Here is a 19,126-nt window from a genome sequence, read left to right on the forward strand (position 1 = left end):
CAGCATTGGAAATACGTTTGCTCACTCGATTACGTTGATGGTGGGCTGGGCATCGCCACATCCGATCTCCCCCCTTGTGGGGGAGATGCCCGGCAGGGCAGAGGGGGGTGTTCCTGCCCCGACGTCCGATGACCTTATTCAACACCACCGCCACAGCCCCCGAGATCGCCCGCCGCAACGGCGTGGTCCGCGCCGGCTCGCGGGTGGTGCCGGAGGAGGTGCCGATCGCCTTTTCCTATGGCGGTTCCACTCATGCGGTGATGATGGGCACGCCCGCCGATCTCGAGGATTTCGCGGTCGGCTTCAGCCTGACCGAAGGCATCATAACCTCGATGGTGGAGATCGAGAGTATCGCCGTCGTCGAGGAGGGTGCCGGTCTCGATGTGCAGGTGACGCTTGCCGAGGATAAGGAAGATGCGTTGCGCGCCCGCCGGCGGCATATGGCGGGGCCGGTCGGCTGCGGGCTTTGCGGAATCGAGTCGATCGAGCAGGCCATGCGCCCGGTGCCGGATGTTTCCGCGGTGACGATGGCTCTCAGCGCCAAAGAAGTGAGTGAAGCCGTCGCGGCGCTCAACAGTGCGCAGCCGCTGCATCGGCAAACTCATGCGGTTCACGGCGCCGGCTTCGTCGTGCCGGGCAGGGGGCTGGTTGCGGTCCGCGAGGATGTCGGCCGCCACAATGCGCTCGACAAGCTCGCCGGAGCGGTCATCGCCAAGGGCCTCAAGGGATCTGAGGGCGTCGTGGTCGTCACCAGCCGCATCTCGGTCGAGATGGTGCAGAAGACGGCGATCCTCGGAAGTTCAGTGCTGATCGCCATTTCCGCGCCGACAGCACTTGCCATCCGCACGGCGGAAGCGGCCGGCATGACCTTGATCGCGCTGACCCGCGGCGAGGATTTCGAAATCTTTACGCGTACCGATCGCATTACCACTGGAGTTGTCGCCGATGTCGCATGACCAAAGCCCCGAGCAACTCGTGCTCGACAAACTGGTCCGGATGGCCAACCAGATCGCCACCTTCTTCCTGTCGCAGCCGGAAAAGGTGCGCGCCGAGGGCGTCGCGACGCATATCAACAAGTTCTGGGAGCCCCGCATGCGCCGGCACCTTTTCGAGCATCTCGACAATGGCGGGGCGGGGCTGCTGCCGCTCGTCATCGAGGCTTCGACGCTGATCCGCCGGCCGGAGGCCAAGGTCGGATCGGGCGTTGGTGTGGGCGAGGATGCGAGGCAGGGGGCGCCGGGCGGCAAAGGTCCCGCCGAAGGAGAATCGTTGTCGGAACCGAGCGTTCCGGAGAGCGCCGCATGAATTCATCCATCCGGCAGTGAGGGGCTGGAGGAGGAATAGAGCCTAGCCATCATCCGAGGGAGGATATTTTAAATGGCAATTGCAGGAACGACGGACGAGGGCCTGACAGGCAATGTCGGGCTCCTCGACAGGGAACGTATTATCGCAAAACCAGGTTTCAATCGCTGGCTCGTGCCGCCGGCAGCTTTGGCCATTCATCTTTGCATCGGCATGGCTTACGGCTTCAGCGTCTTCTGGCTGCCGCTGTCCCGCGCCTTGGGTACCACGCAGGACCCGTCCTGCACCAGCCTCAACCTCATCTCGGCCCTGTTCACGACAAGCTGCAACTGGCGTGTCGCGGATCTCGGCTGGATCTATACGTTGTTTTTCGTACTGCTTGGTTGCTCGGCGGCGATCTGGGGCGGCTGGCTGGAACGGGTCGGCCCGCGCAAGGCCGGTTTCGTCTCGGCCTGCTGCTGGTGCGGCGGCATTATCGTCGCGGCGATCGGCGTCATGACCCATCAGCTGTGGCTGATGTGGATCGGCGCCGGCGTGATCGGTGGCGTCGGCCTCGGTCTCGGCTATATTTCGCCGGTCTCGACGCTGATCAAGTGGTTCCCCGACCGCCGCGGCATGGCGACGGGCATGGCCATCATGGGCTTCGGCGGCGGTGCGATGATCGGTGCCCCGCTCGCCAACCTCCTGATGAACTATTTCAAGACCGATGCTTCGGTCGGCGTGTGGCAGACCTTCATCTGCATGGCGGTGATCTATTTCGGCTTCATGATGGGCGGCGCCTTCGGTTACCGCATCCCGCCGGCCGGCTGGCGTCCGGAAGGCTGGACCCCTCCGGTCTCCAAGACGACGATGATCACCACCAAGCACGTCCATCTGCGCGATGCCCACAAGACCAAGCAGTTCTGGCTGATCTGGGCGGTGCTTTGCCTGAACGTTTCGGCTGGCATCGGGGTTATCGGCATGGCCTCGCCGATGCTGCAGGAAATCTTCGCCGGATCGCTGATCGGCCTGCCGAACCTGACCTTCTCGCAGCTTGATGCGGGTCAGAAGGGGCAGATCGCCACGATCGCCGCCGGTTTTGCGGGTCTCCTGTCGCTCTTCAATATCGGCGGGCGCTTCTTCTGGGCGTCGCTCTCCGACAAGATCGGCCGCAAGAACACCTATTATACGTTCTTTGTGCTCGGCATCGTGCTCTACGCACTCGCTCCGACGCTGGCCGACATGGGCAACAAGGCGCTCTTCGTGCTCGCCTTCGGCATCATCCTGTCCATGTATGGCGGTGGTTTTGCGACCATTCCTGCCTATCTCGCGGATATCTTCGGCACCCAGTTCGTCGGCGCCATTCACGGTCGTCTTCTGACGGCCTGGGCGACGGCCGGCATTCTCGGTCCCGTCGTGGTCAATTATATCCGCGAAGCCCAGCTCACCGCCGGCGTGCCGGCCGGGCCGGCGCTCTATACGGGCACGATGTACATCCTCGCCGGCATGCTGGTGCTGGGTCTGATCGCCAACGCGCTGGTGCGTCCGCTTGCCGACAAATGGTTCATGTCGGACCAGGAAGTCGCTTCGCTGCAGGCAAAGACCGCCGCCGCGAATGCTGGTCCGACGGGGTCCTTCGGCATCGGCACGGGCGGTCTCGACGCCAAGGCGGCGGTCGCCTGGGCCGTGGTCGGCATCCCGCTTCTCTGGGGCGTCTGGGTGACGTTGCGGAGCAGTCTGGTTCTGTTCGGCTGACATTCGTCGACAGGAATGACCAAGAAAGGGCGGCCTGTGCCGCCCTTTTTTCGTCTCGCACGAAAATGTGAGGATAAAAACGGAGGCGGCTCCGATTGACGTCTTGGGAATCCGGACTAGATTGCGTTGCGGAGCCCGAAGCCGCTTTCTCTTGCGGGACGCACGCGCCCGCGTGCCCGATCCGGCTCCGAACGACTGCTTATATCGCTTCATATCTTCAGTGCACACGGGAGCTCTCCATGCGCTACAATCAATTGGGCAATACCGGTCTTTTCGTCTCCGAACTCTGCCTCGGCACGATGACCTTCGGCGAGAACCAGACGGGCGCCGTCTGGAGTGCCGTCGCCGGTCTCGATCAGGACGCCGCCGACAAGATCGTCGAGCGCTCGCTGGCCGCGGGTGTCAATTTCATAGATACCGCCAATGTCTATTCCGAGGGTAGATCCGAGCGCATCCTCGGCCAGGCGATCAAGAATGTCGGCGTGCCGCGCAAGGACGTGGTCATCGCCACGAAATTTTATGGCCAGATGGGCGACAAGCCGAACGACCGCGGCGCCTCCCGCGGCCACATCATGGATTCCGTCGAGCAGAGCCTCGAACGACTGCAGATGGACCATATCGATCTCTACCAGATCCATGGCACCGACACGGTAACGCCGATCGACGAGACGTTGCGGGCGCTCGACGATCTCGTATCGCGCGGCCTGGTGCGTTACATCGGGCTCTCCAACTGGGCTGCCTGGCGGATGGCGAAAGCGCTCGGGATTTCCGAACGCAAGGGTTATGCCCGCTTCGAGACGGTGCAGGCCTATTATTCGATCGCCGGCCGCGATCTGGAGCGCGATATCGTGCCGCTGATGCAGGAAGAGAAGCTCGGGCTGATGGTCTGGTCGCCGCTCGCCGGCGGGCTGCTTTCCGGCAAATACGGTCCGGGCGCTCCGGGCAACGGGGAAGGCCGCCGCGCCAGCTTCGATTTCCCGCCGGTCGACAAGGATCGCGCCTGGGCCTGCGTCGCGGCCATGCGCGAGGTCGGCGCCAGGCACGGTGCGAGCGTCGCGGAAGTGGCGCTGGCTTATATCCTGGCCAAACCGTTCGTGACGAGCGTCATCATCGGCGCCAAGCGGCTGGAGCAACTCGAGGAAAATCTGAAGGCCGTGAAGCTGAAGCTGGACACCGAGGACATGACAAAACTCGACGAGGTCAGCGCGCTTGCTCCGGAATATCCGGGCTGGATGCTGGCCCGCCAGGGTGCCGGGCGCCGTCCGGCTCCGTTCGAGCCAAAGGAATAGTCATGAAAAAAGCCCGCGGCGGTTCAACGCTGCGGGCTTCATAATCGAATAGCGGCTTAGTGGTCTTTCCAGCCAGCCGCCTTGGCCTTGAGGTCGGATGCGCAGGCCTTTCTTGGCCTCCGCTATCGCAAATCAGGCAGCCAGCTCGTCGGCTTCGGTGCCCTTGAACATCTTGGCGAGGTTCAGGAAGCAGATCATGCCGTTCTCGTTGGCGATGATGCCTTCGGAGAACGACTTGTCGAAGGAGGCGGAGATTTCCGGAACCGGCTGAACCTGGCTCGAGGGAATCGTCAGGATGTCCGAGACGCGGTCGACGAGCATGCCGATGACCATGTTGTGGACTTCGGCGACGACGATGGCACTGCGCTCGTTGGCAACCGTGCTCTTCATGCCGAGCTTGTAGGCAAGGTCGATGATCGGGATTACCGAACCGCGAAGGTTCATGACGCCGATGACGTCAGCCGGGGCGTGCGGGATCGGCGTCGAAGGCGCCCATCCGCGGATTTCGCGGATCGTCGTTGTCTTGACGCAGAACTCCTGGTCATGGAGACGGAAGGCGATGATTTCCAGCGTTTCGCCGCTGTAGCTTGTGGAGTTGATCGTCGTAGCCATCAGAATTCTTCCCAACTATCCGTTGCCTGAGCGGCAGCGGCGGCACCCGTTGTGGTCCGCGCGACCGTTGCCATGAGTTTGCGTGCCGGCGATGCAACGGGTCGTGCATCAGGTCGCGCTATTGCAATCTTATGCGAAGAATGTTGCGCAAATCTAAATCGTGACAGGAGATCGCGCAGTGTTTCGGCTTCGCGTGCCAGGTTGTGGCTGGCGGCGCTTGTTTCCTCGACCATCGCAGCATTCTGCTGCGTGTTCTGGTCCATCGAGTTCACGGCCTTGCTGATCTCCTTGATGCCCGTGGACTGTTCGCGGGCGGCCTCGACGATCGCTGCGACATTGCCGTTGATCTCGTCTACCTGGGACATGATCTCATCGAGCGCCTTGCCGGTTTCGCCGACGAGCGCGACGCCACGCTTGACCTGTTCGGAGGAGGTCGAGATCAGCGTCTTGATCTCCTTGGCCGCACTGGCGGAACGTTGCGCCAGTTCGCGGACTTCCTGGGCAACGACCGCAAAGCCCTTGCCCGCTTCGCCGGCGCGTGCCGCCTCGACACCCGCATTCAGCGCCAGCAGGTTCGTCTGGAAGGCGATCTCGTCGATCACGCCGATGATGTTGGAGATTTCCCTGGACGACGTCTCGATCTGGCCCATCGCGTTTACCGCGTTGCGGACCACGGCACCGGAATGTTCGGCGCTCTTTTTCGCATGCGAGACCAGGCCGCCGGCTTCTTCCGCGCGCTTGGCGCTGTCGATGACGGTGCGGCTGATTTCTTCAAGCGCCGCCGCGGTCTCCTCGACTGCCGCTGCCTGCTGCTCGGTGCGTTTGGCAAGGCTGTCGGAAGCCTGGCGGATCTCGTTGGAGCCTCCCGCAATCCCCTCGGCGTTCTCGCCGACGGTGCGCATGGCCCCGGCCAGCTTTCCGATGGCTTCGTTGAAATCGACGCGGATCTGTTCGAGTGTCGAAATGAAGGGCACTTCGATCCGGAACGTCAGGTCGCCGTTCGAAAGAGACGTCAGGCCATCGGCGATGTCATCGACGGCGCGGACACGTTCGGTGATGTCGGTTGCAAACTTGACCACCTTGAAGACCCGGCCGTCGGCGTCGAAGATCGGATTGTAGGAGGCCTGGATCCAGACTGCCTTGCCGCCCTTGCCGATGCGCTTGAACTCGGCGGCAATCGCTTCGCCGCCGGCGAGCTTCTTCCAGAATTGCGGGTATTCGGCGCTGTCACGGAACGACGGCTCGCAGAACATGCTGTGATGTTTTCCGGTGATTTCCGAAAGCTGATAGCCGAGGCAGGCGAGGAAGTTTTCGTTGGCGGTCAGGACGTCGCCACCGGGCGTGAACTCGATGATGGCCTGGGTGCGCGAGATGGCGTTGATCTTGCCTTCGTCATCGGCGGATTTGAGCTTCGCGGCAGTGATGTCGGTTGCGAACTTGACCACCTTGTAAGGCTTGCCGCCTGAAGTCACCGGATTGTAGGAGGCCTGGATCCAGATCTCGCGGCCACCCTTGCCAATGCGCTTGTAGGCCGCAGCATCAAATTTGCCGCTGCCGAGGTTCGCCCAGAAATCCCTGTAAGCCTGCGATTTCACGTAATCCGGGTCGCAAAACATGCTGTGATGCTTGCCGACGATTTCGGAAAGTGTGTAGCCAAGCGTCTTGCAGAAGTTCTCGTTGGCCGTGAGAACCTTTCCGGATAAATCAAACTCGATAATGGCCTGCGACTTGCTGAGTGCAGCAAGTACTGCTTTCGCGTCAGCGCCTGGAAGTGAAAGTATGGACATCTGGCTTGCGTGCCCCCGTCTGTAGGTTCCCGAACTGGCTCAATTTGCCAACAGCCTAACGAGATAACCATCTCGCCGCCGGGACACTGAGTCTTGCTAAAAATAGCATTGAGGAATTAACGGAAGGTCAATAGTTCTGTTCTCGCAAAATTGTGGAAAATACGTATCCACTTGTCTATTGTCAAATTTCTGAGCGATAAGTAGATCTTCGTTTATTTTCTATACTAAAAACTTATATTGAGATTTGTCGCGAGTAACTGACTGATTTATTTTAGATGTAGACTTGCCTCTGATTATGCAGAGCGGGTTGGCCGATCAAGAACGCGCCGGCCGAAAAGGCTTGCCGCCAGTTCCACCATGATCCGGGCGCTCTTGCCGCGATCGTCGAGGAACGGATTAAGCTCGACGAGATCGAGCGACGCGACGAGCCCGGTATCGTGGAGCATTTCCATGATCAGGTGCGCCTCGCGGAAGGTCGCGCCGCCGGGCACGGTGGTACCGACGCCCGGCGCTATGTCCGGGTCCAGGAAATCGACGTCGAGGCTCACATGCAGTAGACCGTTGGCGGCGTTCACCGCCGCGATCACCTGGCGCATGATGGCGGCGATCCCGTGCTCGTCGATGGCGCGCATGTCGAAGACGTTGACGCCGTGATCGGCGATGAGCTTCCGCTCGATCTCGTCGACGGAGCGGATGCCGATCTGGAAGACGTTTTTGGGATCGACCTTGGGTCGGGCGCTGTCGAGGATAGGTGCAAACTCCGCCTGGCCGGTAAAGAAGGCGACCGGCATGCCATGGATGTTGCCGGAGGGCGATGTCTCGGGCGTGTTGAAATCCGTATGGGCATCGAGCCAGAGAACGAAGAGCGGCCGGCCGATCTCGGCAGCGTAACGCGCCATGCCAGGCACGCTGCCCATGGAAAGGGCGTGGTCGCCGCCCATGATCACCGGAATGGTGCCGGCCTTGGCCATTTCATAGGTCCGGGTTTCGAGAGCGCGCGTGAACGCAGCGACGATCGGCAGGTTCTTCGCGTCGTTTCTCTCCGGCAGGTCAGATGCCGGTTCCGGGCGCAGGTCGCCATTGTCGACGACCCGGAAACCGAGGCCCTCCAGCGCCTTGACGATGCCGGCAAGCCTGAAGGCCGCCGGACCCATCGCGCAGCCGCCGCGACCGGAGCCCTCTTCCAGAGGAACGCCGATCAATGTGATGTCTTTGGAGGTCATGCTTTTTCTCCCGAGCAAGCAGGAATGAAACGAAATATGCGAGATCAGTATTCGCGCTCATAAAAGATGCCGGCTTTGCCACCTTCGGTGCCGGCGCCGGCCTTGAGCTTCACACCGCGGCCGACATCGAGGTTGATCGTCGCTTCCGCGCCGCTCTCGCCGCCCTGCTCGACCTGGATATAGGTGCGGTTGTTGATGTAGCGCCCGACCGACACGGTGGTCTGGCCGGTCGCATCGGTGTTGATGTCGAGATCGTCGACACCGAGATTGTTGCGCAGCGTTTCGAGCAGTGATGTGGAGCCCCCGCCTGCCAGCTGCCCGACGGCATCTGCCAGCTGGGCGATCTGCAGCGGCGACAGCCGCGACATCGACTGGCCGAAGATCAGCCGCGCCAGAACCTCGTCCTGGGGCAGGGCGGGCGAGGAGGAGAAGGCGATCGTCGGATCGTTGGCGACGCCGGTGACTTTCACCGTGATCGTCGTCGAGGCGGAGGTCGTGTTCGCCTCCATGTTGAGAACCGGGATCAGGCCGCCGCCGAAGGTTATGTCGCCATCGGTGAAATCCATCCGTTTGGCGAGGATCACGATACGGCCGCGGCGCATCTCGAAGCCGCCGGCGACGACCGGTGCGATCGCCGTGCCCGTCACGGTCAGCTCGCCGCCAAGTTCGGCGTCGATGCCTCGCCCGCGAACGAAGATGCCGTTCGGTGCGCTGATCTGAAGGTTCAGCGCGATCGGGTTCGAGGCGCCGCTGGCGCTCTTCGGCCGCATCTTTTCCATCTGGCGCAGCACGCCGGGCGGTGCGTTGCGGTGGCGGATATCGATGGCCGAAAGCGAGGTCGGCAGGCGGGCGGGCACGGTGATTGCCGCCTTGGTCAGTGTTACGCGACCTCCGAGGACGGGGCCTGAGGTCAGAGGGCCGGTGATGGTCAGGGCGCCGTCGGCGGTGGCGGCGAAAAGCGCGCCATCGGCATAGGCCGCCTGAGCCAGAGTGATCCTGAGGTCGGCCGGGAAGCCGGAGCCCGGCGTGATGCCGACCGAACCCTGGACCGAAACCGTGCCGCCGCCCGAGAGCTTGCCCGTGAGCCTGGAGATATTGGCGCTTTTGCCATCGAAGGCGACATTGGCGGCAAGATCCGTCAGGGCAAGGTTACGCCGGACATCCACCAGTCTTGCGCCGGACGAGGATGCCGTGCCGGTGATCGCCGGCGCCGCCGCCGTGCCGGCTATCGCGAGGTCGACATTGCCGGTGCCTTCCAGAACGAAGCCTTGCGCGGCCATCTGTCCGGCGAGGATCGAGAAGGGCAGTTTCCCGCTGAATTTCAGATTGAGCGGCTTTTCGCCTGCAAGCGAGATGGAGCCGCCGCCGGACAACGAGACGCCGCCGCCGCCCGAAAGGCGGGTGTCGAGGGTGACGGTGCCGTTCTGAAACGTGCCGCCGGCGGTGATGTTGAAAGCCGCGACCCCGGCGGACGTCGTCTGCGCAACGCCGGCATCGGCCCAGCGCAGATCATAACGGACAGCGGGGGCTTGCGGCGTTCCCGTCGCGGTAACCGTGCCGGAAATCGTGCCGCGGGCGCCGAGGCTCGGCGCAAACGCGTTGACCAGGCTGGCGGGCACGGCATTGGCGCGGGCGTTGATGTCGAGTGCGGGAATGCCGTCCTTCAGGATGACCTTGCCGGCAGCCGAGAGATCGAGGCCGCCGGAGCCCGTCAGGCGGGTCTTGTCTAACGTGACTGTTCCGTTGGCGAAGCTGCCGCTTGCTTGGACTCGAAACGGACTGATGCCAGCATCGCGCGACTGGCGAAGCTGTGCATCACTCCATTCTAAATCGTAACGTATGGCAGGGGCAGACGCGGCGCCGGTGGCGTTGATCGTGCCGGATATCATGCCGGCAGCGTTGATCGCGGGGACGAACGCGTTGATGAGATTGGCGGGCAGCGCCCTGATATTGGCGGTCAAGTCCAGCGCCGAGCCAGCCGTGCCGTTGACGGTTACGCTGCCGGACCCGGTTGCGATGGTGAGGTCGGCAAGACGCGCACCGCCATTGGCGACCGCGACGCGGGTCGGGGCAGCAAGCCGGACCGGGATGCTGCGCGGTGCCGCTGCGAAGCTCTCGATGCCGACCGAGATATCGGCGCCGGCCTGGATATCGCCGACCGCAGTGAGGGGGGCGTTGTCATACTGGGCGGCGAGATTGAAGTTGGTCCGGTTGCCGCCCTGGCTGACGCCGAGGTTGACGTCGTTGATGCCGACCGAGCCGGCGCCGATGCGCGTGGCGCGGACCGTGCCCTCGGCCGCAATCGCCTTGATGTCGGCAATGGCGAGATCGATATTCGGCTGGGCGATCTCGATCGTGCCGCGGCGAAGCGCCTTTCCGGAAGCCCGGATCACGGCGCCGGCCTTGCCGCCGGTATTGCTGAACATCACGGTTCCCTTCAGGTCGCCCTGGGCCTGCTGGGCCGCAAGTGCTGCAAGCAGCGAGACATCCGGGAAATCGAAGGTGAGCTGGCCTTCGGGCAGGAAGGCGGGAGAAAAGTTCAAGGCGCCGGTCAGCTTGTTCGGGCCGATCTGGGCGGTAATTGCCGGCGCGCTGGTGCGGCCCTGGACGGAGGCGACGTCGGCATTGACGCGGATCGGCTGGCCGTCGAGCGAACCCGTGCCGGTCAGCTTGCCCTTGGGTGCGTTCGGATCGGCGGTGCCTTCCAGGATGAAGCTCATGTCCTGGAGCTTGCGGCCGACCAGCCGCGCGTCGGCGGAATTGACCACCGCCCTGACGCCCATTGCGGTCAACGGGCCCTTGGCGGAGATGTCGAAACCGGCAGCGCCCTCGGCCTCCGGCAGCCAACGCTTCAGATCAGGGACGCGACCGGCGAGGCGCCCGGTGACAGTCCGATTGTCGAGCAGCATGTTTCCGTGCGCTTCGATGGCGTTCGAGCGCATCACGAAGTTCTCGAGGCTGATGCGACCGCCGTTCACCATGTTGACGTAGCCTTCGGCGGAAAGCTTGCCCTCGAACTTCGAAACCAGTCCCGGCGGCAGGACGGCGGGATTGGCGAAAACCCGGAAATTGCCGGTGACCGCCTGTTTCGACATGTCATAGGCGCCGGAAAGCGTACCGTTGACGTTGCCGCTGTCGAAGGTCGCCGCATCCAGGCCGATCGCCGGTGGTGCGAGCCTGAGCGGCGCATCCAAGGTCACCGGCCCGCGGATCACCCGGTCGAGATCGTCATTGGCGAAATCGGTGCGGGCGACGGTGAAACGGCTGCGGATGCTGCCCGAGCGGCTGATGAGGTTGAGGTCCTCGCTTTCGGCCTGCAGGCGGATCTGGCCGAAGCGCCCCTGCGGCAGTTCGGCGGCGCTGAGTGCCGCCGTCGCGTTGAAGCGCGCCGAGGTGGATGCTCCGCTCAGCGTGAAATTGATGCTTTCGAAGGAGAAACGGCTCTCCTGACCGCTGATCGGCCAGACGAAGTCGACCGGGCCCTTCACGCCGTTGAGGCTGGCGGTGAGGCTGTTGTCGCCCGTCGGGTCCCAGGCCCCCTTGGCGGCAATCTTCACGGCGCCGGAGGTGAGATCGCCGCGTTCGATATCCACCCGGCCGGAGGGCGCATAGATCGCAGCGATGTTGATATCGGTCGTGCCGCCGAACAGCGGACGAAAGGCGGGCGGCAGAAGCGTCGACAGCTGGCCGCCGCCGGTCACCTCCACCCTGTGCCTGCCGTTTTCGACCAGAACATGTTTGCCGTCGACCGCGATGACGGGCGTGCCGCCGACGCTGCCCTGCAACTTGCCGGCCCAGTCGGAAAGAGGTCCTTCGCCATCGAGCGCCAGTTCGACCGCCGGCGTGCCGGGCAGACGCAGAAGGCGGGCGAGCAGGCCGCCCTGCGGCTCGGACACGGCAGCCTTGAGGGTCAGGCGATTTTCGGACGGCGCGTAGACCACGTCGGCAGATGCCCTGGCGTCCGGCTCGTCCTTGCGGGTTGCCTGCAGGTCGAGCGAAATGTCGGGCCCGGTCGCGTCGATCGATCCCTTCACCGAAAGGGAGAAGTCCCGTCCCGAAAATGCCTGGGAGAGATTGATATCCGGCAGGTCGATCTGTGCCACGCGGATGCCGACCGGCAAGGGCGAGCCGGAGGAGCCCGTCGATGCCGTCTGTGTCGGGGCGGGCGCTTTCGGCGGCCGCGGCGCACGGATGAAATTGACGGTATCGGCCGAAATGTGCTCGGCGCGGAAGACCCCGGTCACCAGGGATGTCGGCGACCAGTCGATCTTGATTCCGCCGATCTGGGCATAGGGGCCTGCGTCGTCGGACAGCGTAAGGGCATCGATACGCAGGTCGCCGGTCAGAAGGCCTTCCGGGCGCGTGAAGGAAATGCTGCGGTCAGGCGTGGAAACGATGGCGGAAATGCGGTCCGCGGCGACGCGTCCGCCGACCGGGGTGAGGGCGACGAAAAGGAAGACGCCCAAGGCCATGACGAACAGGATCGCGACCACGCCAAGCGCAGCCTTCAAGACCCATTTCAACAGGCGTACCATCAGCATCATGCCTTAAACGCTACCCTTCACTGCCTTTCAGAATGCCTGTCCTATGCCCGCATAGATACCGTACTGGCTACCGCCGTCATAGCGCTGCAACGGAATTGCAACGTCCAATCTCAGCGGTCCAAAAGGCGTGGCATATCGCACGCCAATCCCTGCACCAGCACGTATATCAGAAAAATCGGGCACGATTCCGGTCGATACCGTACCAATGTCGACGAAAGGTACAATGCCTATGTTTTCTGACACTTTTACCCTCACTTCGAAAGATCCCAGCGTATAGGACCGCCCGCCCGTGGCTTCATCGGCGCTGTTATAGGGCGAGATTTCCCGATAGGCGTAACCGCGCACCGATCCGCCGCCGCCGGCGAAGAATCTGCGTGTCGCCGGGATTCTTTCAAGGTCGCTTCCGCCGACCAGCGTTCCGGCGGCCAGGCGGGCGGCGAGCACGATGTTGTCCTCCTGCCCGAGCCCGAGATAGCCCGAGATCGAGCCCTCGAACGACGAGAAGATCGTGCCGTCCATCAGCTCGTAACTCGGCTTGGCGGAGAGGGTCGCGTAATATCCCTTGGTCGGGTCGAGCTTGTTGTCCCGCGCATCGCGCTCGAAGCTGATCGGCAAGCTGAGCGTGAGGTACTGGTTGTTGCCGAACGCATCGTCGGCGTCGATATAGGCAATCTCGCCGCCGCCCTTGAGCTTGTCGGTCTCGTTCAGCTCGTAGGTGATGCCGGCCGAATAGATGATGGTCTGCGCCTCGTAGACATCAGGCGTTTCACTCTTGGCTTCCAGCCGGGATTCGAAGGTCGCTTCGGGCACGAAAGCGCCAGGCTTGGTGAAGATGATCCCGGCGGAATAATCGAAGGTGGTGACATCGGTGGTGGCGCCGATGCCGGACACCTTGCCTTCGATGCGAAGCGATTCGGCTTCTCCGAAGAGGTTGCGGTGGCCCCAGTATCCCTCGAGGCCGGCGCCGTCGATCGAGGAATATTCGGCGCCGAAGCCGAAATAGCGATGCTTGCCTTCCGACACCTCGATCGTCAGCGGCAACGAACCGTCCGGTGCCAGCTTGTCCGCCTCGTGGATCGTCACGCTCGAGAAGACCCCGAGTTCGCGCAGGCGGTCGTTCGCCTTCTTCAATTGTCCGGGCGAATATTGTCCATGTTTGTCGAGCCGCGAATAACGGCTGATGAAGGTGGCATCGACGGTGCGCGATCCCTTCACCGCGACAGCTCCGAACGGGGCAACAGGGCCGCCGATCGCACCGAGCACCACGTTGATCGTGTTGGTGCGGTGATCGGCCGTCACCTGCCGCTCCGTCAGCTTTGCGAGCGGGCGGCCCTCGTCTGTCAAATCGACGAGAAGCTGCTGGCTGGCCTTCAGGATCAGCCGCGAACCCGCCGCGCCGCCGGCGACGAGATCGTATCTTTCCGGATCGCGGCCGACGGCGTCCCCCTCGAAACGGACCGAGCCGAGTTTGAAAACCGGACCGGGATCGACGCGGACCGTGACCGGCACGGGTGCCGCGTGGTCGAATGCAGGGTTGGGCGGCAGGCGGTCGATATCGGTTCCGGCGACGGAGATATGCACGGTGCCGCCGTAACGGGCCTCTTCGTAGAGCACGGCGACGAGCCGGTCGCGGTCTTCGCGCGCCTTTATGATGACGCCGAGATCGCCGGAGACCGGCTGCTTTTCGTCGGTGATCAGGGAGGCTGCGGATTCGAGACGCTTCTTGAGGTCCTTGTCCGCATTGCCGGCTTCGAGCGTCGCGTCGTAACGGACGGGATCGATGACCTCGACCTTGTCTTCGTCGCCGCCGAACAGGGTAATGCCGAAGAGTTTGAAAGCGTAGGCGTTGCCGGAAAGCGGCGGGGAAACGAGAAGTGCAGCGGCGAGCATCGTGGCCGTGCCTGCCCCCCTCAACCTCCGCTTTTCTGTCCGCCCAGTGTTTTCGTTCCGCATACGCAAACTGCTGTGGATCCCCCGGCTGGAAGCCTTCATAGCATCCGACGAAGCGGACTATCTAACTGCAAAAGACGAAGCCGGGTACCCCTTCGTGATGATTTCATGAAAGAAAAAGCCCCGGAGTGTGCTCCGGGGCCACAGTTTTTCCCTGCAATCCACGCGTTTATCAGTAACGGCGCGGGCAGCTGTCGATATAGCGGCGGCCATAACGGTCGCGGTAGTAGCACTGTCCCGGCTGTTCGGCGACGGAGCCGATCAAGGCACCGGAAACGCCGCCGATCGCAGCACCCACGGCCGCGCCGCGGACGTTGCCGGTAGCCAGGCCGCCGATCACGGCGCCGGATGCTGCGCCGATGCCGGCGCCCTGTTCAGTTGCCGTGCAGCTCGCGAGCGAAGCGCCGACGATCAAAAGCACCAAGGCCTTCTTCATGAGATCCTCCTATTTGTTCTTCATCTTGCCCGGCTGTCTCGCAGACTCCGAACGTTTCCGCGGGTCAATTCAACAGCCATCAATGGGAACAATAGGTCGCGGCGAACAAGAGTCCATATGAACTCAATATTTTGCGCACCGATTTTTGTTTTGGTTTGCCGATAGTTACTCGGTATTCGACGGAAGCGAAGGGCGGCCGCTCGTCTGGCTGCCGACCAAAATATTGCCGTTTCCCTAGAAAGTAGCGGTTGATCCCTTAGGTAAAAAAGCAAATGATGATGGGCGTGTCCGGGAGGGATACGAGGAGGATCATATGACGAAAGTGACGCTGACCGTGAACGGCCGCGCTATGAGCGGCGAGTGCGAGGACCGCACCCTGCTCGTGCATTTCATCCGCGAAAAACTTGGTCTGACGGGAACGCATGTGGGCTGCGATACGACCCAGTGCGGCGCCTGCGTCGTTCATATGGACGGCCATTCGGTGAAGAGCTGTTCGATCCTGGCGGTGCAGGCATCCGGTTCGTCGATCACGACGATCGAGGGCCTCGCCGGCCAGGGCGAATTGCATCCGGTTCAAGCCGCATTCAAGGAGCATCATGGCCTGCAATGCGGCTTCTGTACGCCCGGCATGGTGATGACGGCAGTCGACCTGATCAACCGCGAAGGCGGGACGCTCACCGAAGAGACAGTCCGCGCCGGGCTCGAAGGCAATATCTGTCGGTGCACCGGCTACCACAACATCGTCAAGGCGATCCTTGCCGCCGATGCCGAAATGGCAACGGGGCGTCAGGCCGCTGAATAGGTGAGTAGTGAGTAGTCGTTAGTGAGCAGTGGTTCACGCGCCGCTTTGGTTTTGAACTCCTTACTACCGACTAATTCCTAATCACTACTCACTTAATCACCATCTCGGGAGGAGATGAACATGGGTGTTGAAGGAATCGGTGCACGCGTTACCCGCAAGGAAGACAAACGCTTCTTGACCGGCAAGGGCCGTTACACGGACGACATGACCGTACCGGGCATGAAATATGCCTGTTTCGTCCGCAGTCCCTATGCGCATGCGAAGATCAGCAATATTGATGCGACCGCGGCGAAGGCCATGCCCGGCGTCATCGACGTGCTCGACGGCAAGCAGCTTCAGGCGGACGGCATCGGCAATCTCATCTGCGGCTGGATGATCCATTCGAAGGACGGGTCGCCGATGAAGATGGGCGCCTGGCATCCTCTCGCGGTCGATACCGTGCGTTATGTGGGCGACGCGATCGCCATCGTTGTCGCCGACACCTCGGGCGAGGCCCGCGATGCTGCGGAAGCCGTGGTCATCGATTACGAACAGCTCCCGGTGGTGACCGAGGCCGTCGCAGCACTCGCCTCCGGCGCGCCGCAGATCCATCCGGAAGCGCCGGGCAACCTGATCTTCGACTGGCAGATCGGCGAACCCGATGCTGTCGACAAGGCGATTGCGGCGGCAGCGCATGTCACCGAAATCGAGATCCTCAACAACCGCCTGTCGCCGAACCCGATGGAGCCGCGCGCCACGCTCGGCATCTACGATACGGCGGAAGATCACTATACCTGCTACACGACCAGCCAGAACCCGCATGTGGCGCGGCTGGTGATGAGCGCATTCTATAATGTCGCGCCGGAAAACAAGCTGCGCGTCATCGCGCCTGATGTCGGCGGTGGCTTCGGCTCGAAAATCTATATCTACCCGGAAGAGATCATCTGTCTCTGGGCCTCGAAGAAGACCGGCGTGCCGGTGAAATGGACATCGGACCGCACGGAGGCCTTCCTCACCGACGCGCATGGCCGCGACCACGTCTCGAAGGTGAAGATGGCCTTCGACGCGAACAACCGGATCACGGCGCTGAAGGTCGATACGATCGCCAATCTCGGCGCCTATATGTCGCTGTTCTCCTCGGCCGTGCCGACCTATCTCTACGCGACACTGCTGTCCGGCCAGTATGCGATCCCGGCGATCCACGCCAATGTCCGCACCGTCTATACCAATACGGTGCCGGTCGACGCCTATCGCGGCGCCGGCCGACCGGAAGCGACCTATCTGCTGGAACGGACAATGGAGACGGCGGCCCGCGAACTCGGCGTCTCGCCGGCGGAACTGCGCCGGACGAACTTCATCCGCTCCTTCCCCTACCAGACGCCCGTCATCATGAACTACGACGCGGGCGACTACGAAGCTTCGCTGAATGCGGCGATGCAGGCCGCCGACTGGGCAGGTTTTGCCGCCCGGCGGTCGCAATCCGAAGCCAAAGGCAAGAAACGCGGCATCGGCATGAGCTGCTATATCGAGGCCTGCGGTATCGCGCCGTCGGCTGCGGTCGGTTCGCTTGGCGCCGGCGTCGGCCTCTGGGAATCCGCCGAAGTGCGGGTCAACGCGGTCGGGACGATCGAAGTGCTGACCGGCTCGCACAGCCATGGCCAGGGCCATGAAACGACCTTCGCGCAGCTTGTCGCCGGTCGTCTCGGCGTGCCGATCGAGAGTATCAGCATTGTCCATGGCGATACCGACAAGGTGCAGATGGGCATGGGCACCTACGGCTCGCGTTCCGGCGCGGTAGGCATGTCGGCGGTCGTCAAGGCGCTCGACAAGGTCGAGGCCAAGGCGAAGAAGATCGCCGCGCATCTGATGGAAGCCTCCGAGGAGGATATCGTCATCGAGAACGGCGAGCTGAAGGTCGCAGGCACCGACAAGTCGGTGCCGTGGTTCCAGGTGGCGCTTGCCTCCTACACCGCCCATAACCTGCCTTCGGGCATGGAGCCGGGCCTGAAGGAAACGGCCTTCTACGATCCCTCCAACTTCACCTTCCCGGCCGGCTGCTACATTGCCGAGGTGGAGATCGATCCGGATACCGGCGAGACGGACATCGTCCAGTTTGTCGCGGCGGACGATTTCGGCAACATCATCAACCCGATGATCGTCGAGGGCCAGGTGCATGGCGGCATCGCCCAGGGCATCGGCCAGGCGCTGCTCGAGAACGTGCAGTATGATGCGAACGGCCAGCTGCTGACGGCAAGTTACATGGACTATGCCATGCCGCGCGCCGACGACCTGCCTTCGTTTAAGCTGTCGCATCAGAACACGCCTTGCCCGAGCAATCCGCTCGGGATCAAGGGCTGCGGCGAGGCGGGCGCCATCGGTTCGCCGCCGGCGCTCATCAACGCCATCACCGATGCGATCGGCCATAACAAGCTCACCATGCCGGCGACCCCGATGAAGGTCTGGCAGGCATTGCACGCGGCTCACTGAGGAGAAAAGACATGTATGCTACCAGCTATCATCGTGCATCCTCGGTGGAAGATGCCGTCAAGCTCAAGTCCGCCAACGAGGAGGGCAAATACCTTTCCGGCGGCATGACCTTGATCGCGACCATGAAACAGCGGCTTGCCGCACCGAGCGATCTGATCGACCTTCGTCATATCCCGACGCTGCGCGGGATTTCGATCGACGGCCGCAAGGTGACGATCGGGGCTGCCACGCCGCATGCGGATGTGGCGGCTTCGCGGGAGCTTGCCGCCATCTGTCCGGCGATCTGCAAGCTCGCGGGACATATCGGCGACCCGCATGTGCGCCACATGGGCACGATCGGCGGTTCGATCGCCAATAACGACCCGGCGGCGGACTATCCCGCCGGCCTGCTCGGGCTCGGCGCGACCATCGTCACCGACCGGCGTTCGATCCCGGCGGACGATTTCTTCACCGGTCTTTTCGACACCGCGCTGGAGGAGGGCGAGATGGTGACGTCAGTCACCTTCGAGGCGCCGGAAAAGGCGGGCTATGCCAAGTTCAACAACCCGGCCTCGCGCTTTGCGATGACCGGCGTGTTCGTGGCCAAGACCACCGGCGGCGTGCGGGTGGCAGTGACCGGCGCCGGCTCGTCAGGCGTCTTCCGCCATCCCGGCTTCGAGCAGGCGCTGGCCTCCAACTGGTCGGCGGATGCGCTGGGCAGTGTCGCCGTCGATGCCTCCAACCTGATGTCGGACATGCATGCAAACGCGGAATACCGCGCCAATCTGGTCAAGGTCATGGCGAAAAGGGCGGTCATCTCCGCGGGCTGAGACGAATCGGGATCACCGGAAAAGGCCGGGAAGAGCGGCGAGGACCGCTCTTCTTTTCCTGCTGCTTGACTTGGATCAATTCTCACATTTTCGATATCGCTTACCTTTTTATTGGAATAATTCAAAAAAAGGGGGCCTTTTGCCGCAGGTTGGTTCTATTCGCTTTGTCCGG

At 62.7% G+C, this 19,126-nt stretch carries 13 protein-coding genes; 7 read left to right on the plus strand and 6 right to left on the minus strand.

Annotated elements, in window-relative coordinates; all coding sequences use genetic code 11:
• The first annotated feature begins 128 nt into the window (after nt 1-128).
• The 4 genes from fdhD (at nt 129) to C5J24_RS28000 (ending at nt 4,325) form a co-directional block, all read left to right on the plus strand.
• Nucleotides 129-956, plus strand: a complete 828-nt coding sequence (gene fdhD / locus C5J24_RS27985; RefSeq protein WP_105422662.1) for a formate dehydrogenase accessory sulfurtransferase FdhD — start codon at nt 129-131, stop codon at nt 954-956.
• Nucleotides 946-1,305: a formate dehydrogenase subunit delta gene (locus tag C5J24_RS27990; RefSeq protein ID WP_105422664.1), complete on the plus strand. Its 360-nt coding sequence runs from the start codon at nt 946-948 to the stop codon at nt 1,303-1,305. The genes fdhD and C5J24_RS27990 overlap by 11 nt, the downstream gene beginning before the upstream one ends.
• Nucleotides 1,306-1,377: 72 nt before the next feature.
• Entirely contained in the window at nt 1,378-3,036 is a 1,659-nt protein-coding gene (locus tag C5J24_RS27995) for an OFA family MFS transporter (protein WP_105422666.1), read from the plus strand.
• 239 nt (nt 3,037-3,275) lie between these two features.
• On the plus strand, nt 3,276-4,325 hold the full coding sequence (locus tag C5J24_RS28000; RefSeq protein ID WP_105422668.1) for an aldo/keto reductase: 1,050 nt from the start codon (nt 3,276-3,278) through the stop codon (nt 4,323-4,325).
• A gap of 132 nt (nt 4,326-4,457) precedes the next feature.
• Here C5J24_RS28000 and C5J24_RS28005 read toward each other — a convergent pair whose 3' ends face one another.
• From C5J24_RS28005 to C5J24_RS28030, 6 genes are all read right to left on the minus strand, one after another.
• Entirely contained in the window at nt 4,458-4,937 is a 480-nt protein-coding gene (locus tag C5J24_RS28005) for a chemotaxis protein CheW (RefSeq protein ID WP_105404608.1), read from the minus strand.
• Complete coding sequence (locus C5J24_RS28010; protein ID WP_105404609.1) at nt 4,937-6,724, minus strand: methyl-accepting chemotaxis protein; 1,788 nt, start codon at nt 6,722-6,724, stop codon at nt 4,937-4,939. The genes C5J24_RS28005 and C5J24_RS28010 overlap by 1 nt, the downstream gene beginning before the upstream one ends.
• A gap of 293 nt (nt 6,725-7,017) precedes the next feature.
• On the minus strand, nt 7,018-7,947 hold the full coding sequence (gene rocF, locus C5J24_RS28015) for an arginase (protein WP_105422670.1): 930 nt from the start codon (nt 7,945-7,947) through the stop codon (nt 7,018-7,020).
• 44 nt (nt 7,948-7,991) lie between these two features.
• Complete coding sequence (locus tag C5J24_RS28020; protein ID WP_105422672.1) at nt 7,992-12,491, minus strand: translocation/assembly module TamB domain-containing protein; 4,500 nt, start codon at nt 12,489-12,491, stop codon at nt 7,992-7,994.
• Between the two features lie 27 nt (nt 12,492-12,518).
• Nucleotides 12,519-14,444, minus strand: a complete 1,926-nt coding sequence (locus C5J24_RS28025) for an autotransporter assembly complex family protein (protein ID WP_371674845.1) — start codon at nt 14,442-14,444, stop codon at nt 12,519-12,521.
• A 169-nt stretch (nt 14,445-14,613) separates the two neighbouring features.
• Nucleotides 14,614-14,877 carry a YMGG-like glycine zipper-containing protein gene (locus C5J24_RS28030; protein ID WP_046633911.1) on the minus strand — a complete coding sequence of 88 codons (264 nt, stop codon included), beginning with the start codon at nt 14,875-14,877 and terminating at the stop codon, nt 14,614-14,616.
• Between the two features lie 313 nt (nt 14,878-15,190).
• Between C5J24_RS28030 and C5J24_RS28035 the strand changes: the two genes are divergently transcribed.
• The 3 genes from C5J24_RS28035 to C5J24_RS28045 all read left to right on the plus strand — a co-directional run bounded on the left by C5J24_RS28035 (nt 15,191) and on the right by C5J24_RS28045 (nt 18,954).
• Nucleotides 15,191-15,679, plus strand: a complete 489-nt coding sequence (locus C5J24_RS28035) for a (2Fe-2S)-binding protein (protein WP_105404613.1) — start codon at nt 15,191-15,193, stop codon at nt 15,677-15,679.
• 120 nt (nt 15,680-15,799) lie between these two features.
• The gene (locus tag C5J24_RS28040) at nt 15,800-18,145 is read left to right on the plus strand and encodes a xanthine dehydrogenase family protein molybdopterin-binding subunit (RefSeq protein ID WP_105422676.1); all 2,346 of its coding nucleotides are present in this window, start codon (nt 15,800-15,802) and stop codon (nt 18,143-18,145) included.
• A gap of 11 nt (nt 18,146-18,156) precedes the next feature.
• Nucleotides 18,157-18,954 carry a xanthine dehydrogenase family protein subunit M gene (locus tag C5J24_RS28045; RefSeq protein WP_105422678.1) on the plus strand — a complete coding sequence of 266 codons (798 nt, stop codon included), beginning with the start codon at nt 18,157-18,159 and terminating at the stop codon, nt 18,952-18,954.
• Nucleotides 18,955-19,126 lie beyond the last annotated feature (172 nt).

This window comes from Neorhizobium sp. T25_27 (genome assembly GCF_002968565.1).
Classification (GTDB): Bacteria; Pseudomonadota; Alphaproteobacteria; order Rhizobiales; family Rhizobiaceae; genus Neorhizobium; species Neorhizobium tomejilense.

What these genes read in the sequence shown, in the direction of transcription:
- fdhD (WP_105422662.1), top strand. Translation starts at nt 129, where the DNA reads ATGACCTTATTCAACACCACCGCCACAGCCCCCGAGATCGCCCGCCGC.
- C5J24_RS27990 (WP_105422664.1), top strand. Translation starts at nt 946, where the DNA reads ATGTCGCATGACCAAAGCCCCGAGCAACTCGTGCTCGACAAACTGGTC.
- C5J24_RS27995 (WP_105422666.1), top strand. Translation starts at nt 1,378, where the DNA reads ATGGCAATTGCAGGAACGACGGACGAGGGCCTGACAGGCAATGTCGGG.
- C5J24_RS28000 (WP_105422668.1), top strand. Translation starts at nt 3,276, where the DNA reads ATGCGCTACAATCAATTGGGCAATACCGGTCTTTTCGTCTCCGAACTC.
- C5J24_RS28005 (WP_105404608.1), bottom strand. Translation starts at nt 4,937, where the DNA reads ATGGCTACGACGATCAACTCCACAAGCTACAGCGGCGAAACGCTGGAA.
- C5J24_RS28010 (WP_105404609.1), bottom strand. Translation starts at nt 6,724, where the DNA reads ATGTCCATACTTTCACTTCCAGGCGCTGACGCGAAAGCAGTACTTGCT.
- rocF (WP_105422670.1), bottom strand. Translation starts at nt 7,947, where the DNA reads ATGACCTCCAAAGACATCACATTGATCGGCGTTCCTCTGGAAGAGGGC.
- C5J24_RS28020 (WP_105422672.1), bottom strand. Translation starts at nt 12,491, where the DNA reads ATGATGCTGATGGTACGCCTGTTGAAATGGGTCTTGAAGGCTGCGCTT.
- C5J24_RS28025 (WP_371674845.1), bottom strand. Translation starts at nt 14,444, where the DNA reads ATGCGGAACGAAAACACTGGGCGGACAGAAAAGCGGAGGTTGAGGGGG.
- C5J24_RS28030 (WP_046633911.1), bottom strand. Translation starts at nt 14,877, where the DNA reads ATGAAGAAGGCCTTGGTGCTTTTGATCGTCGGCGCTTCGCTCGCGAGC.
- C5J24_RS28035 (WP_105404613.1), top strand. Translation starts at nt 15,191, where the DNA reads ATGACGAAAGTGACGCTGACCGTGAACGGCCGCGCTATGAGCGGCGAG.
- C5J24_RS28040 (WP_105422676.1), top strand. Translation starts at nt 15,800, where the DNA reads ATGGGTGTTGAAGGAATCGGTGCACGCGTTACCCGCAAGGAAGACAAA.
- C5J24_RS28045 (WP_105422678.1), top strand. Translation starts at nt 18,157, where the DNA reads ATGTATGCTACCAGCTATCATCGTGCATCCTCGGTGGAAGATGCCGTC.